The sequence below is a fragment of the Actinomadura terrae genome (assembly GCF_022751215.1).
GTDB lineage: Bacteria > Actinomycetota > Actinomycetes > Streptosporangiales > Streptosporangiaceae > Spirillospora > Spirillospora terrae.
Map to the genome: position 1 here is coordinate 605387 of NZ_JAICDG010000001.1, position 12410 is coordinate 617796.

At 73.4% G+C, this 12410-nt stretch carries 13 protein-coding genes; 6 read left to right on the top strand and 7 right to left on the bottom strand.

What is annotated here, in order from left to right; translation table 11 throughout:
* Positions 1–55: 55 nt before the first annotated feature.
* The 3 genes from K2F47_RS02595 to K2F47_RS02605 are packed head-to-tail and all read right to left on the bottom strand — an operon-like array spanning position 56 to position 3156.
* A complete protein-coding gene (locus tag K2F47_RS02595) occupies positions 56–1765 on the bottom strand; it encodes a serine/threonine-protein kinase (protein WP_242901025.1) in 1710 nt (569 codons plus the stop codon).
* Complete coding sequence (locus K2F47_RS02600; RefSeq protein WP_242901026.1) at positions 1766–2536, bottom strand: hypothetical protein; 771 nt, start codon at positions 2534–2536, stop codon at positions 1766–1768.
* Positions 2537–2559: 23 nt separating this feature from the next.
* A complete protein-coding gene (locus K2F47_RS02605) occupies positions 2560–3156 on the bottom strand; it encodes a hypothetical protein (protein WP_242901027.1) in 597 nt (198 codons plus the stop codon).
* A gap of 149 nt (positions 3157–3305) precedes the next feature.
* Here K2F47_RS02605 and K2F47_RS02610 point away from each other — a divergent pair, with 149 nt between their 5' ends.
* Both K2F47_RS02610 and K2F47_RS02615 read left to right on the top strand, forming a co-directional pair.
* On the top strand, positions 3306–4253 hold the full coding sequence (locus tag K2F47_RS02610; protein WP_242901028.1) for a zinc-binding dehydrogenase: 948 nt from the start codon (positions 3306–3308) through the stop codon (positions 4251–4253).
* A complete protein-coding gene (locus K2F47_RS02615) occupies positions 4250–5128 on the top strand; it encodes an LLM class flavin-dependent oxidoreductase (protein WP_272496413.1) in 879 nt (292 codons plus the stop codon). Before K2F47_RS02610 ends, K2F47_RS02615 begins: the two co-directional genes overlap by 4 nt.
* Here K2F47_RS02615 and K2F47_RS02620 read toward each other — a convergent pair.
* A complete protein-coding gene (locus K2F47_RS02620; protein WP_242901029.1) occupies positions 5125–6303 on the bottom strand; it encodes an alpha/beta hydrolase family protein in 1179 nt (392 codons plus the stop codon). The two genes, K2F47_RS02615 and K2F47_RS02620, sit on opposite strands and share 4 nt — an antisense overlap.
* A 100-nt stretch (positions 6304–6403) precedes the next feature.
* On the opposite strand from K2F47_RS02620, the gene K2F47_RS02625 reads away from it, so the two are divergent.
* Positions 6404–8371, top strand: coding sequence for a TNT domain-containing protein (locus K2F47_RS02625; RefSeq protein ID WP_242901030.1), 1968 nt, complete (start codon positions 6404–6406; stop codon positions 8369–8371).
* Between the two features lie 3 nt (positions 8372–8374).
* Here the strand turns inward: K2F47_RS02625 and K2F47_RS02630 are convergent, their stop codons facing one another.
* Both K2F47_RS02630 and K2F47_RS02635 read right to left on the bottom strand, forming a co-directional pair.
* Positions 8375–9034, bottom strand: a complete 660-nt coding sequence (locus tag K2F47_RS02630) for a hypothetical protein (RefSeq protein ID WP_242901031.1) — start codon at positions 9032–9034, stop codon at positions 8375–8377.
* Between the two features lie 15 nt (positions 9035–9049).
* On the bottom strand, positions 9050–9913 hold the full coding sequence (locus tag K2F47_RS02635; RefSeq protein ID WP_242901032.1) for a class I SAM-dependent methyltransferase: 864 nt from the start codon (positions 9911–9913) through the stop codon (positions 9050–9052).
* Between the two features lie 46 nt (positions 9914–9959).
* Here K2F47_RS02635 and K2F47_RS02640 point away from each other — a divergent pair, with 46 nt between their 5' ends.
* Together K2F47_RS02640 and K2F47_RS02645 are read left to right on the top strand one after the other, a co-directional pair.
* The gene (locus K2F47_RS02640; RefSeq protein ID WP_242901033.1) at positions 9960–10319 is read left to right on the top strand and encodes a hypothetical protein; all 360 of its coding nucleotides are present in this window, start codon (positions 9960–9962) and stop codon (positions 10317–10319) included.
* A gap of 269 nt (positions 10320–10588) precedes the next feature.
* On the top strand, positions 10589–11584 hold the full coding sequence (locus K2F47_RS02645) for a polysaccharide deacetylase family protein (RefSeq protein ID WP_242901034.1): 996 nt from the start codon (positions 10589–10591) through the stop codon (positions 11582–11584).
* Positions 11585–11638: 54 nt separating this feature from the next.
* Here K2F47_RS02645 and K2F47_RS02650 read toward each other — a convergent pair whose 3' ends face one another.
* Entirely contained in the window at positions 11639–11902 is a 264-nt protein-coding gene (locus tag K2F47_RS02650) for a putative acetyltransferase (protein ID WP_242901035.1), read from the bottom strand.
* A 113-nt stretch (positions 11903–12015) separates the two neighbouring features.
* Here K2F47_RS02650 and fdxA point away from each other — a divergent pair, with 113 nt between their 5' ends.
* Positions 12016–12342 (top strand): ferredoxin, encoded by a 327-nt coding sequence (gene fdxA, locus K2F47_RS02655; protein WP_214616840.1) that lies wholly within the window; start codon positions 12016–12018, stop codon positions 12340–12342.
* The last annotated feature ends 68 nt before the right edge of the window (positions 12343–12410 follow it).

The window sequence follows — 12410 nt, forward strand, 5'->3', positions numbered from 1 at the left end:
TCGCGGCGATCATAGCAGCGCCCCCCGACGCCCGGACCCGGTCACCCCCCACCGCTCAACCTCCCAGAACCTCGATCACCGGCAACGCCCCCCGCGCCACCGCCCCCGCCTCTTCGGGCGGAAACTCGACGCCGTTCCGCGTCGTTTCCGAGAATCGCGGCGGGACGGACGGGCTGACGAGATACTTTCCTGGCTCCAGAAGCTCTGCCCCCGGCAGGACGAGCGTACGCGTCTCGGTCCACCGGCTCAGATACGCGCATTCGGCCTGGACCCAAGGCTGCGACTCTCCCGTGATCTTGGATGTCGCGGGAATTATCACGGCCTTCCTACCGCTCGGGAGCTTCTTGAACTTCGCCGGCGGAGCGGGGTAGAACGCGACGATTATCCCGCCCTTCATCCCCAGATCCTTCGAGGAGGCGCCGAGGTCGAAGCTGTAGTCGCTGTTGGAGTGGTCCGTCGACGGACTGTGTTCGCCGAGGCAGCGGCGTCGCCCTCCGGGGTCGTACTCCACGGAGCCCACGGTGCGCGCCCTGAACGCGATGACGAGGCGCACGTCCGTCCCGGGTTTGGCGCGGGCCGGGGTCACCGACAGCTTCAGATCCATCGAAGGGGTCTCCGACGCCGGCATGTTCGGCTGGCCGAGCAGGACCCCGGGGCGCGTGAAGGACGCGTGGATCTCACCGTGGCTCTGCCCGCCGACCTGCGGGCCCGTGGGCCAGAACAGCCAGCCCACGATCACGGCCGCGCCGACCCCTCCGACTCCGGCGGCGGTGAATCCCTTGGCGCCGCCGAGCTTGCCGAGGATGCCCTTTCCAGTGGAACCGGCCGCCTTGGCCGCGAGGTCGGTGACGGCGGTGACGGCTGAGCCGGGGCCGACGAGCGCGCCGCCGAGCACCGCCAACGGCGCTGCCGTCGCGACCGCCGCCGCCACGGCGGCGAGGGCGATGACGCCGCGCCGTTCCCAGTCGGGCCCGTAGGCCGCGACGGCGGCGGCCTCCAGTTCGCTGAGGAAGGCGTGCGCGTCCCAGAACCGGTCCGCCGGGTTTTTGGCCATGCCGCGCTGGACGAGCGGACGCAGCGGCTCGGGCACCCGCTCCAGCGGTATGGGCGCGCCGGAGTGTGCCGCCCGCAGCGCCTCCAGGGTCGGCGCCTCAAATGGCTTGGCGCCGCTGACGCACTCCATGAACACGCAGGTGGCGGCATAGAGGTCGGTGGCGGGGGATGCGGCGGCGCCCGCCCACTGCTCGGGGGCCATGTACGTGGGAGTGCCGGCGGCCCCGCCCTGCCCGGTGAGCACAGCGACACCGAAGTCGATCAGCTTGCTCAGCCCGTCATCCTGGACGAGGACGTTCGCGGGCTTGTAGTCCCGGTGCACGACCCCGGCCGCATGCGCTGCCGCCAAGCCGAGCAGCGACCCCTTGAGCGTCGTCAGAGCCGCCTCCGGGGTGAGCGGTTCCGCCCGAGCGTCGAGGAGGCGGCGCAGCGAGCGGCCGTGCACGGCCTCCAGGACGATCGCGGCGCCCCAGGGCGACTCCTGGTAGTGCAGGAGCCGGGCGACGTGCGGGTCGGTCACCCGCTTCAGTAACTCGGCCTCGCCGCGAAAGGTGGCGCGCGCGGCGGCCTCGCTCAGCAGTTCGGGGGCCAGGTACTTGATCGCGACGGGCGCGCCGCCCGACTGATGGCGCGCCAGCACGACCTCGCCCTGCGCCCCCGCCCCCAACTCCCCGAGCTCGATGAACCCGGGCAGGCTCCAGCTACGCGGCATCTACTGGCCCGTGTTGGTCTGGATCTCGCTCACGGTCAGCGGGACGGGCAGCGACGTCGTCCCCCGCCCGCCGAGGTCGCCGCTCGGGGGCGTGCATCCGGCCAGCTGGCACTTCCAGGTGATGTGCCACTTGATCGTGGCCGTGATCTGGAAGAAGCCGCCCGGCTGCCCGGTCGAGGACCGCCGGTAGGTGTAGTGGCACCGCTGGCCCTTCGTGCCGTCGCACTCGAACGTCTTCTCGCCCACGTTCCACTCGACGCGTTCGGCCTTCGCGGTCGCCTGGAGCCGGGGCGCCCCGATCGGCTCGGTCTGCACGTCGTCCACGCCGTCGATCCACAGTGCGGTTCGGAGGCGGACGTAGGTCTTGCCGGTCGGCGCGATATGCACCTTGGGGACGGTCAGGTTGGCCGAGGCCATGGCCGACTCCAGCAGTTCCTGAGTGGTGGGCGGCGCGGCGGCGGGGGGTGCGGCGCCTCCGTCCACGGGGACGTATCCGACGCCCTGGTCGGGGGTGAGGCCATCGGGGTCGGGCGGGGCCACGGGGCCGCCGCCACCGCCCGCACTGCCGCCCCCGCCACCGCCCCCACCACCGCCCCCACCGGTCGTACCGCCGCCGGTGCCGGGCTGGTTACAGATCATCCCGGGTTTGCCGCCGCTCTGGTGACAGGGAGCTGCATCGGCGGGGAGGGTGGTGAGGAGGGGGACGGTCACGGCAGCCGTGGCGAGGGCCGTGGTGAGGGCCCGGCGGCGTGCGGGGGAGTGGGGAGGCATCCTGTGTCCTTTGCTGAGGGCCGTCAGCATGGGCGGTCCTGGACGATGTCGGCGACCTTCCAGGTGCCGGAGTCGTATTGGACGGTGGAGCGGAACAGGCGGGACCCGCCGGGGCCGCCGCTGAGGCGCTTGCCCGTCCTCGCCGAGAAGCGGTAGCCGCTGAGGGTGTGCACGCAGTCGATGACGTAGACCTTGGTGCCGTCGGTCGAGCGGGCGTAGACGCGCGGGTTGTGGGTGTTGGCGAAGCGCCAGATCTCGCCCTTGGCCTTGGTCTTCTCGACGTCGGCGGTGACCTGGCCGAGGAGCGGGTCGACGGCGACGGTGGCGAGGTCGGTGGCGTCGTTCCGCTCGTAGACGCGCTTGTAGACGGCCTGGTATTCGCGGTAGCGCATCAGCACTTGCTTGTAGAGCTGGCCGGTGGGCTGCGCGGACGGGGCGGAGGCCCCCGGCGCGGCGGGGTCGGCGCCCGTGCTGACCGAGCCCTCCGGGCGGAGGGCGCCGGACGAGGGATGGGAGGTGCCGCATCCGGCGAGGGGCAGCGCGACGGGCAGCAGCGTCGCCAGCAGCGGGGCGGCGCGGCGGAACCTCCGCGGGGAGGGACGTACCGTCCGGGCGCGCATCGTCTTCCCTGGGCATCGGCCGACAGGCGGGTCGAGTACGCGCGTAGCTTACAGAGGCGGCTCGGACGGGAAAAGGGATTCGTTGCGCCCGGATTGACCTCGACCAGACTTGAGGTTGCACGCTGGCGGTTTACGAATGGAGGACCGTCATGCGTGCTGTGTGGTTGAAGGAGTTCGGCGGGCCCGGCGTCCTGGTGCCGGGGGAGGCGCCCGACCCGGTGGCCGGGAACGGGCAGGCGCTGGTGGACGTGGAGTTCGTCAACATCACGTTCGTCGAGACGCAGTTCAGGTCGGGCGGGCCGTCCCCGTTCACGGCCGAGCTGCCGATCATCCCGGGGAACGGGGTCGGGGGCGTGGTCGTGGAGGTCGGTGCGGGGGTCGATCCGGCGCTGGTGGGGCGGCGGGTCGTCAGCTCGACCGGCGGGTCCGGCGGCTACGCCGAGCGCGCGGCGGTGGACGCGGCGGGCCTGTTCGAGGTGCCGGACGGCCTCGCGCTCGACGAGGCGGTCGCGCTGCTCGCCGACGGGCGGACGGCGACGATGATGCTGCGGGCGACGGCGCCGCATCCGGGGGAGCGGGTGCTGGTCGAGGCGGCGGCGGGCGGTGTCGGGACGCTGCTGGTCCAGTTGGCGAAGGCGGCGGGCGCGACGGTGGTCGCGGCGGTGGGCGGCGGTCCGAAGGCGGACGTGGCGCGCCGGGTCGGCGCCGACGAGGTCGTCGACTACCGCGAGCCCGGCTGGAGCGAGCACGCCGGCGAGGTGGACGTGGTGTTCGACGGCGTCGGCGGTGATGTGGCGCGGGAGGCGTTCACGCTGCTCAGACGCGGTGGCCGGATGGTCAGTTTCGGGCTGGCGAGCGGCGAGTGGGCCGACATCCCGCAGGACGCGGCGGACGGCCGCGGCGTCACCCTCGTCCGTCCGGTGGCGACGCCGGAGGAGATGCGCGCGTTCACGCTCGGCGCGCTCGCCGAGGCGGCGGCCGGACGGCTGCGCCCGGTGATCGGGCAGCGCTTCCCGCTGGAGGACGCGGCCGAGGCGCACGCGGCGATCGAGTCGCGCGCGAGCGTCGGCAAGACGCTGCTGGAGGTCCGGCGATGAGGCTCGGGCTGTACCTGCCCTCGTTCGGCGTCGACACGTCGGCGACGATCGCCGAGCACGCCCGGCACGCCGAGGACACCGGGTTCGAGTCGGTGTGGGTGGGCGACCACCTCCGTCCCGTCCGGCCGTTCCTGGACGCGACGCTCGTGCTCGCCGCGGCCGCCGCCGTGACCGAGCGCCTGAAGGTCGGGTTCGGGGTGATGGTGCTGCCGCTGCGCCAGACCGCGTGGGCGGCCAAGCAGATAGCGAGCCTCCAGCACCTGTCGGGCAACCGGGTGCTGCTCGGCGTCGGCAGCGGCGGGCTCGTCCACGGCGACGCGGCGTTCCGGGCCGTCGGCGTGCCGTTCGCCGAGCGCGGCGCCCGCACCGACGCGGCGCTGGAGTTGCTGCCCGGCCTCGTCGAGGGGAAGACCGTCGTCCTGGACGGCACGGAGCTCACGCTGGACCCGGGCGCGCCGATGCCGCCGGTGCTGGTCGGCGCCGGGCCCGAGCGGCGCGCGGCCCGGTTCGGCGACGAGTGGTATCCGGCGTTCTCCACTCCCGAAGAGGTCGCCGCCGGGGCCGAGCGCATCGCGGAGCTGGCCGCCGAGTACGGGCGTCCGGCGCCGAAGGTCACCGTCGGCCTGAGCTTCGGGCTCGGCGACGTCCCCGAGGCGGAGATCGACGCGCAGGTGACGTCGCTGACCGGCTACGGCATGTCCGAGGAGGCCGCGCGGGCGAGCCTGCTCACCGGGCCGCCCGAGCGCGCAGCCGAGCGGCTCGCGGCGCTGGCCGAGGCGGGCGCGCACCGCGTGATCGGGATGCCGTTCCCGTCCGCGCGCCGCCGCCAGGCCGAACTGCTCGCCGAGGCCGCCCGCATGGCCGAGGCGGGCTAGCGCGCCACCCGACCGAGGAAGGACGTGAGGGCGCGCTCGTAGGCGGCCGGGTCGGTGTTCCACGCCTCGGTGTGGTCGCCCTGCGCGGCGATGTGGGTGACCATGCCGGGCGGGGCGGCCTTGGCGAACGCGAACGCCGGACGGTTGGCGACGACCTGGTCGTCGGCGGTGGTGAACATCAGCACGGGTGTCCGGAGCCGGGGCGCGTACCGGGTCTGGTCGAGGTCGTCCAGGTCGATGCCGAACCGGTGGTGCATGATCCGTTTCGCCACGGCTGTGAGGAATCGCGGCAGATGGCGGGCGTCGCCCTGCTTGTCCAGGGTGGCGCTCCAGTCCATGACGGGCGAGTCCAGGACGACGCCGCGCACGAACGACGGGTCGGCGCGCAGGGTCTTCATCGCCATCGCGCCGCCCATCGACCACCCGTACAGGACGACGCCGGTCGCGCCGTTCGCCCGCGCATAGGCGACGGCGGACGCGACGTCCTGCCATTCGGTGGCGCCCATGTGGTTCCGGTGGTCGCCGGACCGGGGCGCGCCCACGTCGTTGCGGTAGGCGATCGACAGCATCGTCGCCCCGGTCGCATGCACCGCCTTCATCACCCGGAACGTCTCGGCCTTGTCCGCGTTCCGCCCGTGGACGGCGATGACCCACGTGCCGGAGGGGGACACCCCCGGCAGCAGCCACGCGGGCATCCCTCCGGCTTTCGATGGATACGTGACGTCCTTGAAGGACAGGCCGAGGGCGGTCTTCGGGTCGCCGTCGTAGAGCCAGTGGTCGAGGGTCGCGCGGGCGCCCTTCACCGGCGTCCCCTTCAGCACGGACGCCACGCGCCGCACGACCGTCCCCCGGTCGCCCCCGACGACCGGGCCGAGCAGCGCGCGCCCGTCCTCCCAGACCAGCGCCCACGTGCCGGGACGCTCGGTGTCGGGGTCCCGGGGGAGCGTCACCGTGCCGTTCCCCACGTCCTCGATCCTGAGGGGGTACTCGGCGCTGTGGTCGACCTGCGTCGCCACGCCCGCGAAGTACCAGCCGACACCGCCGACCGTCACGCAGACGAGGAGGACGACGCCGATGAGCGCGGCCACCATCCGCCGGACGCGGCGGCGGCGCGGCGGGCGTGGCGGTTCGGGGGTCGCGGGCGCCGGGGACTCGGGCGCGTGGGTCGTCACCATGGAACGGTAGCCCACACCCGCCGGGCGAGGTCAGAACGTTCCGCCGGGCCGTGGAAGGCTCGGTACCCTTCCGGGCAGTCGCCGCACGAGGGGGGCAGGGATGGCCGGGCCGAACGAGCGGATCGCGGAGATCGAGGGACGGATCGTCCAAGGCGTCCGGTGGGCGGCGCCGCCCGGGTGGCGCCGCGCCGACCTGCGCTGCAAGGCCACCGTCGCGGCGGCCGACACGACGCTCACCGTCCTCACCGCCGACGGGACGGCCGAGGAGGTCGCGCCGGTCCCGGCCGAGGTGACCGACCTGCTCGTGGAGCTGCGCCGCGTCCACTACCTGTCCGAGCAGGGCACGTGGTTCTCGATGTCGTTCTTCGTGGAGCCCGGTTCGGCGCGTCCCCTCTACAACTACGACTTCGATCCGGGATGGGACCCGCCCGCCCCGGTGGAGGCGTGGCGGCGCGACCAGATCGTGCTGCCGCGCGACGGCGCCAACCTGCCCGGCTGGCTGCGCGACCGGCTGGAGGGCCGCGAACCCGGCCCGCCGCCCGTGAAGGACCTGGGCGCGATGAACCCGATCGAGCAGATGGAGCTGCTGTCCGACGAGCTCGCCGTGCTGGTCGCCGCGCACGCGCCGCCGCTGTGGCAGAAGATCTTCGGGTACTACCAGGCCGTGGGCGGGCACGTGGAGTTCCCGCCGATGATGCTCTACCGGGCCGACCGGACGATGACGGTGTGGACGCCGCCCGCCGAGGCCGCCGCGCTGCTGGACCGCCTCCGCGCCGGGACGCACGGCTTCCAGGGCTCCACCTGGTCCCGGACCGACTTCGAGATCCTCTACGAGGACGGCGGCGTCCGCTGCCGCGCGAGCTTCACCCACGACGACGAGCCGAAGTGGAACCGCGAGCCGTCCGCCGAGGACGTCCGGCGGGAGCTGGAGCGGTTCCCGCGCGACCGCGTCCCCGAGTGGATGACACGACGCCTGGCCTCGACCCCCGCACCCGTTCCCGCGCCACCACCGGTACAGGCGACAGCGTCCGCCGCCGGCGCCGGGCTGCGCCGGGCCCGCGTCTTCGACCACGCGGGCCCCGACGGCGCCCGCCCGGCCGTGTCGCGCCCGCCCGTCCCGCCGGAGGAGGCCGAGCGCGTCGCGGACTACCTGCGGAGGGCGCCCGTGGTGACGGCCGCGCGCTCGCACGCCCCCGACCGCCTCGACCCGGCGCGCGGCGCCGCCGTCCCGCTGACCTTCCACACCGACGGGACGTGGGTGTGGTCGGGCGCGGTCGGCTACTACCTTCGCGAGCACGGGGTCCCGCCGGAGGCCGACCTCGTCGCGCACATGCGCGCGCGGGGGTTCACGGTCCCCGAGGTCGGCGACGACGTGATGGACGCCGCGATCGCCGCCGTCACCGGACGCGAGGCCCCCGACCGCGTCCGCCGCGAGCCCCCGCCGCGCGATCCCGACATGACCCGCGTCGAGCAACCCCCACCGGCGCGCGAACCCGACCGGTTCGCCGCCCTCCGCAGCCGTCTGGACGACCTGGACGCCGACCCGTCCGCATACAGAATCGGCGGAACCGCCGAAGGCGCGTGGTCGCTCCTCCGGGAGGGCGCGCGATGGACGGTGTTCCAGACGAGTGACGGTGAACCTCGCAAATCCGTCACGTTCGACGACCCCGACCAGGCCGCCGCCCACCTCCTCGGCAGCGTCCTTCTCCAAGCACGCAGGACGACGGGCGGCCCGATCGAGCCGGTGGAGGGCGAACCTCCGCTCAGCCTCCTGCGCGACCGCCACATGATGGAACTCGCGCAGGGCACGACGGTGGACCGCTACGGCGCTCCCAGCGGGAACGTCGTCTACGCCGCGCGCACGCCGTTCGAGCAGAGGTCGCTGCCGCCCGACTGGAAGGACCGCCCGTATCACGCGTACCGGTTGCAGAGGCCGGTGGGCGCGCTGACGGGAACGGCGGTTCCGTGGTTCGACCAACCCGGCGGCGGCACGGCGTATGTGTTCCGGCGCCGGATCTCCGAACTGCTCGCCGACGGCACTCTCACCGAGGTCGCCGATCCGGGATAGGGCTCAGGCGCGTCCGATGGCGGAGACCAGGTCGAGCCCCAGCAGCAGATCCAGATGGACGACCGTTTCGAGCTTCGCGCCCGGGGCGATGTCCGCGTCGGCCAGCTCGTCCAGCACCGCGAGCGCGGACGGCGCGTCCAGGTCGGCGGCCAGCGCGGCCTCGGCCTTCGCCGCATACGCGCGGTCCAGCGGACGGCCCGCGCTGCGCGCCCACCCGGCGACCGCGTCCCGCCACCCGTCCAACCGGACACCGGCGGCGCGGGCCCGCGCCGCCGACAGCTCCAGCCGCTCCCCATACGGGACGTCGAGCAGCGCGAGCCGCACGGCGAGCGGGTCGAGATCCGCGGCCGACTGCCAGTCACCCGTCTCCGCAGGTACGGAGACACAGAACCCGCCCACCACCGAACCGTCACCCGAGAGATAAACGTCGGCGTCCGCCGCGCCCTCGACCGGTTCGAACGGTTGGACGTTGAAGGCCGTCCAGTCACCAGCCGCAGCACCCGTGACCCGGACGTGCCGACCTGCCCGGCCCGCGACCCGCCTCAGCAGGTCGGCGACCACCAGCGTGCGGAGCCCGGCCCCGTCCAGCACGTGAACGCGCAGGACGCGCCCGCCCGGCAGCCCCTCGGGCCGCCCCGTCCGCCGGTCGTGCAACCGCAGCATGGTCCCAACACTAGGTCAGAGCGGCGAGTTCGACGGCGGTGGCCCGGCGGGCGCGGGCGCCGGCGCAGGTCCCGGCGCGGGTGCGGGCACGGGCCCGAGGCCGGTGGGCAGCGGCGCGCCCCCGTCCGGCTTGCGGACGGCCGCGAACCGCAGCCGCACGTAGTCGGCGACCCACCCCGACTCGCGGCGCAGCGCGGGCGCGGCCAGGTCGTTGACCCGTTCCAGCAGCGGCTCGACCAGCTCGGGCGGGACGTCGGCGAGCGCGCGGCCCGCGTAGGCGCGCACCCAGTCGGCGGCGCCGCCGGGGCCCTCGGTCATGCGGGTGGGGCGGTCGGCGTGCTCCAGCAGCCGCAGCGTGAACCCGCCCTCCTCCAGCTTCGTCGCGTACTCGGCGGGGCTCGGGAAGTACCAGGGCAGCTCGGGCTCGCCGAGCCCGAACACGCGCCACGCCGTCTGCATCGCGGCGATCAGCTCGGCGCAGTTCCCGGCGCCGCCGAGCTCCCCGACGAACCGTCCGCCGGGGCGCAGCGCCGCGTGCACCTGCCCTATGACCTGGTCGGGGTCGCGGGTCATCCAGTGCAGCGCCGCGTTCGAGGCGACCGCGTCGAACGACTCGCTGATGGTGAAGTCGTGCGCGTCGCCCAGGATGAACGACAGCCCCGGGTGCAGCGCGGTCGCCTGCGCGACCATGTCGGGGTTGCCGTCGATGCCGAGCACCTCGGCGCCCCGCTCGGCGATCTCCGCGCTGAACATCCCGGTGCCGCACCCGAGGTCGATGACCCGCTCGCCGGGCTGCGGGTCGAGCAGGTCGACCAGGGGCGCGCCGTGCGCGGAGACGTACCCGAAGGCGGAGTCGTACGTCGTCACGGCCCAATTCACTGTCATAATTTATCGGACAAAGTCGGGATTGGAGGCGGCGTTGCCGATGCCGGGCGGCACGGGCGAGGTCCGACCCGAGGGCGAGGTCCGGGTCACGGGCGCGGACGGCCCGGACGGGCTGACGCTGCGCACCGCCGGCCTGACCGCCGGGGGCCTGCCCGAACTGCGCGTCGACGGCCTGCCGCCCTACCTCGGTCAGGGCTGGGCGCGCGTCCTCGCCGCCGTCGCGGAGCGCCTCGCCGCGTCCGGGGACGTCCCCTCCGAACTGGTCATCGGCCCGGATGTCGTGATCTGTCTCACTTCCGGCGCGGACGGCACGTTGGTCCCCGGCCCGCCGCCCGGCCGCGACCTGGACGAGTGGCGCCGTGACGTCGTCCTGCGCCTTTTCCCCGAGGCACGCGTCTGAACTGTTGCTGAACCGGTGCTGACCCGGCGCTGAACCGTCCCCGGTCCGGGCCGTCCGCGGGGGCCCAAATGCCGGGTTCGGTGATCAACCAGTGGCCGCGAGAGGGCATTATGAAGGAACCGCCCCGGCGCCGCCGTGCAGGGAAACGATCATGGCGTTTCCCGGACCTTGGTGACGTGTGTTACCACTGTGGCGGAGGGTAGGAAAACCGCCCGAGGCAACGCGTTCGGGGGTGCGTGGTGCGGATCATCAAATACGGTGCACTCACCGTGGCCGGGCTTCTGCTCGCCGCGGGATGCGGCCAGACACCGGAGAAGAAGGCGCGAACCGCCGGAGAGAAGCAGGGCGGGACGGCCGCCGCGGGCAAGGCCGCCTCGGCGCCGCCGGCGCGCAAGCCCGAGTCGCCGAAGCCGCCGCCTCCGCGCGTCGTCGACTGCGTCAAGCTGAAGTGCGTCGCGCTCACGTTCGACGACGGCCCCGGCCCCTACACCGAGCGGCTACTGAACACCCTGCACGCGGCGGGCGCCCGCGCCACCTTTTTCATGCTTGGCGAGAACGTGCGCAGTCACGAGGGCACCGTGCGGCGCATGGCGCTGGAGGGACACGAGCTCGCGAACCACAGCTGGGACCACCCGAGCCTCACGTCGCTGTCGGCGGCGGGCGTCCGCTCCCAGGTGCAGCGGACGCAGGAGGCCATCGCCAAAGCGTCGGGCGGCGTCCGGCCCACGCTGCTGCGCCCGCCCTACGGCGCGACGAACACCCAGGTCGGACGGGCCGCCGCGCTCCCCGAGATCCTCTGGAGCGTCGACACCGAGGACTGGCGCTACCGCAACGTCGCCCGCGACACCCGGGTCGGCATCAACGAGCCCAAGTCGGGCGGGATCGTCCTCTACCACGACATCCACAAGCCGAGCGTCGACTCCATCCCGAAGGTGCTGGAGGGGCTGAAGCGGCGCGGGTTCACGTTCGTGACGGTGTCGGAGCTGTTCAGGAGCCAGCCGCTCAAGCCCGGCAAGACCTACACCGACCTGGCCCCGCCGAAGCCCGTGAAGGCGCCCACACCGAGCGCTCCGCCCTCGGGGGCGCCGTCGGCACCGGCCACCCCGGGATCGCCCACGCCCGGGCCTGTGAGCCCAACTCCGGGCCTTCCGCTGCCCGGCACGCCCACGGTTCCCGGCACCCCGACCGTGCCCGGCGTCCCGGGGACACCCGGTGTCCCCGGTGTTCCAGGCGTCCCGGGCACGCCCACGCCCCCGGGCAGGTAGTTCGGTACCGCCGGGTCGCCGAGCGGCGGCCCGGCGCCGCACGTCAGGGACGCCTCAGGACGGTTCTTCGCGCCGTGGCCTGCGGCGCGGCGGCGGCTGGGGCGGGACGACCTTGCCCGCGACCACGATCGCCTCGGGCACCTCGACCAGTTCCCCGGTGCGGCGGCGCACGGTGAGCAGCCCGTCCGACCACGATTCGAGGACGCCCACCACGTCGCTGTACTCTCCCGTTGGCAGGCGGCGGCGCAGCGAGACCCGCTGACCCACGTCCGCGCCACTGATGGACACCACCAGCCGCGCGGCGAAGCGGCCCGGCATGTGAGGGACCCCCGTGTCGAATCGACTGCGCTTCGGTGGCCATACTATTCACAGCGAGCTTGCGGTGAGCCGTGACGTGCGGCGGGGCCGGTAACCCGAGAGGAGTCACTGACGTGACCTACGTCATTGCGCAGCCCTGCGTGGACCTGCTCGACAAGGCATGCATCGAGGAGTGCCCGGTCGACTGCATCTACGAGGGCAAGCGCATGCTCTACATCCACCCGGACGAGTGCGTCGACTGCGGTGCGTGCGAGCCGGTTTGCCCCGTGGAGGCGATCTACTACGAGGACGACACTCCTGAGCAGTGGAAGGACTTCTACAAGGCCAACGTGGAGTTCTTCGACGACCTCGGCTCGCCCGGCGGCGCGTCCAAGATAGGCAAGATCGACAAGGACCACCCGATCGTCGCGGCGCTGCCCCCGCAGAGCCAGGACGACTGACGGGTCGCGCGCGCGGGACCATGACGCGTCACGGTCCCGGGAGCGTTCTATGCCGGTGACGTAAGACA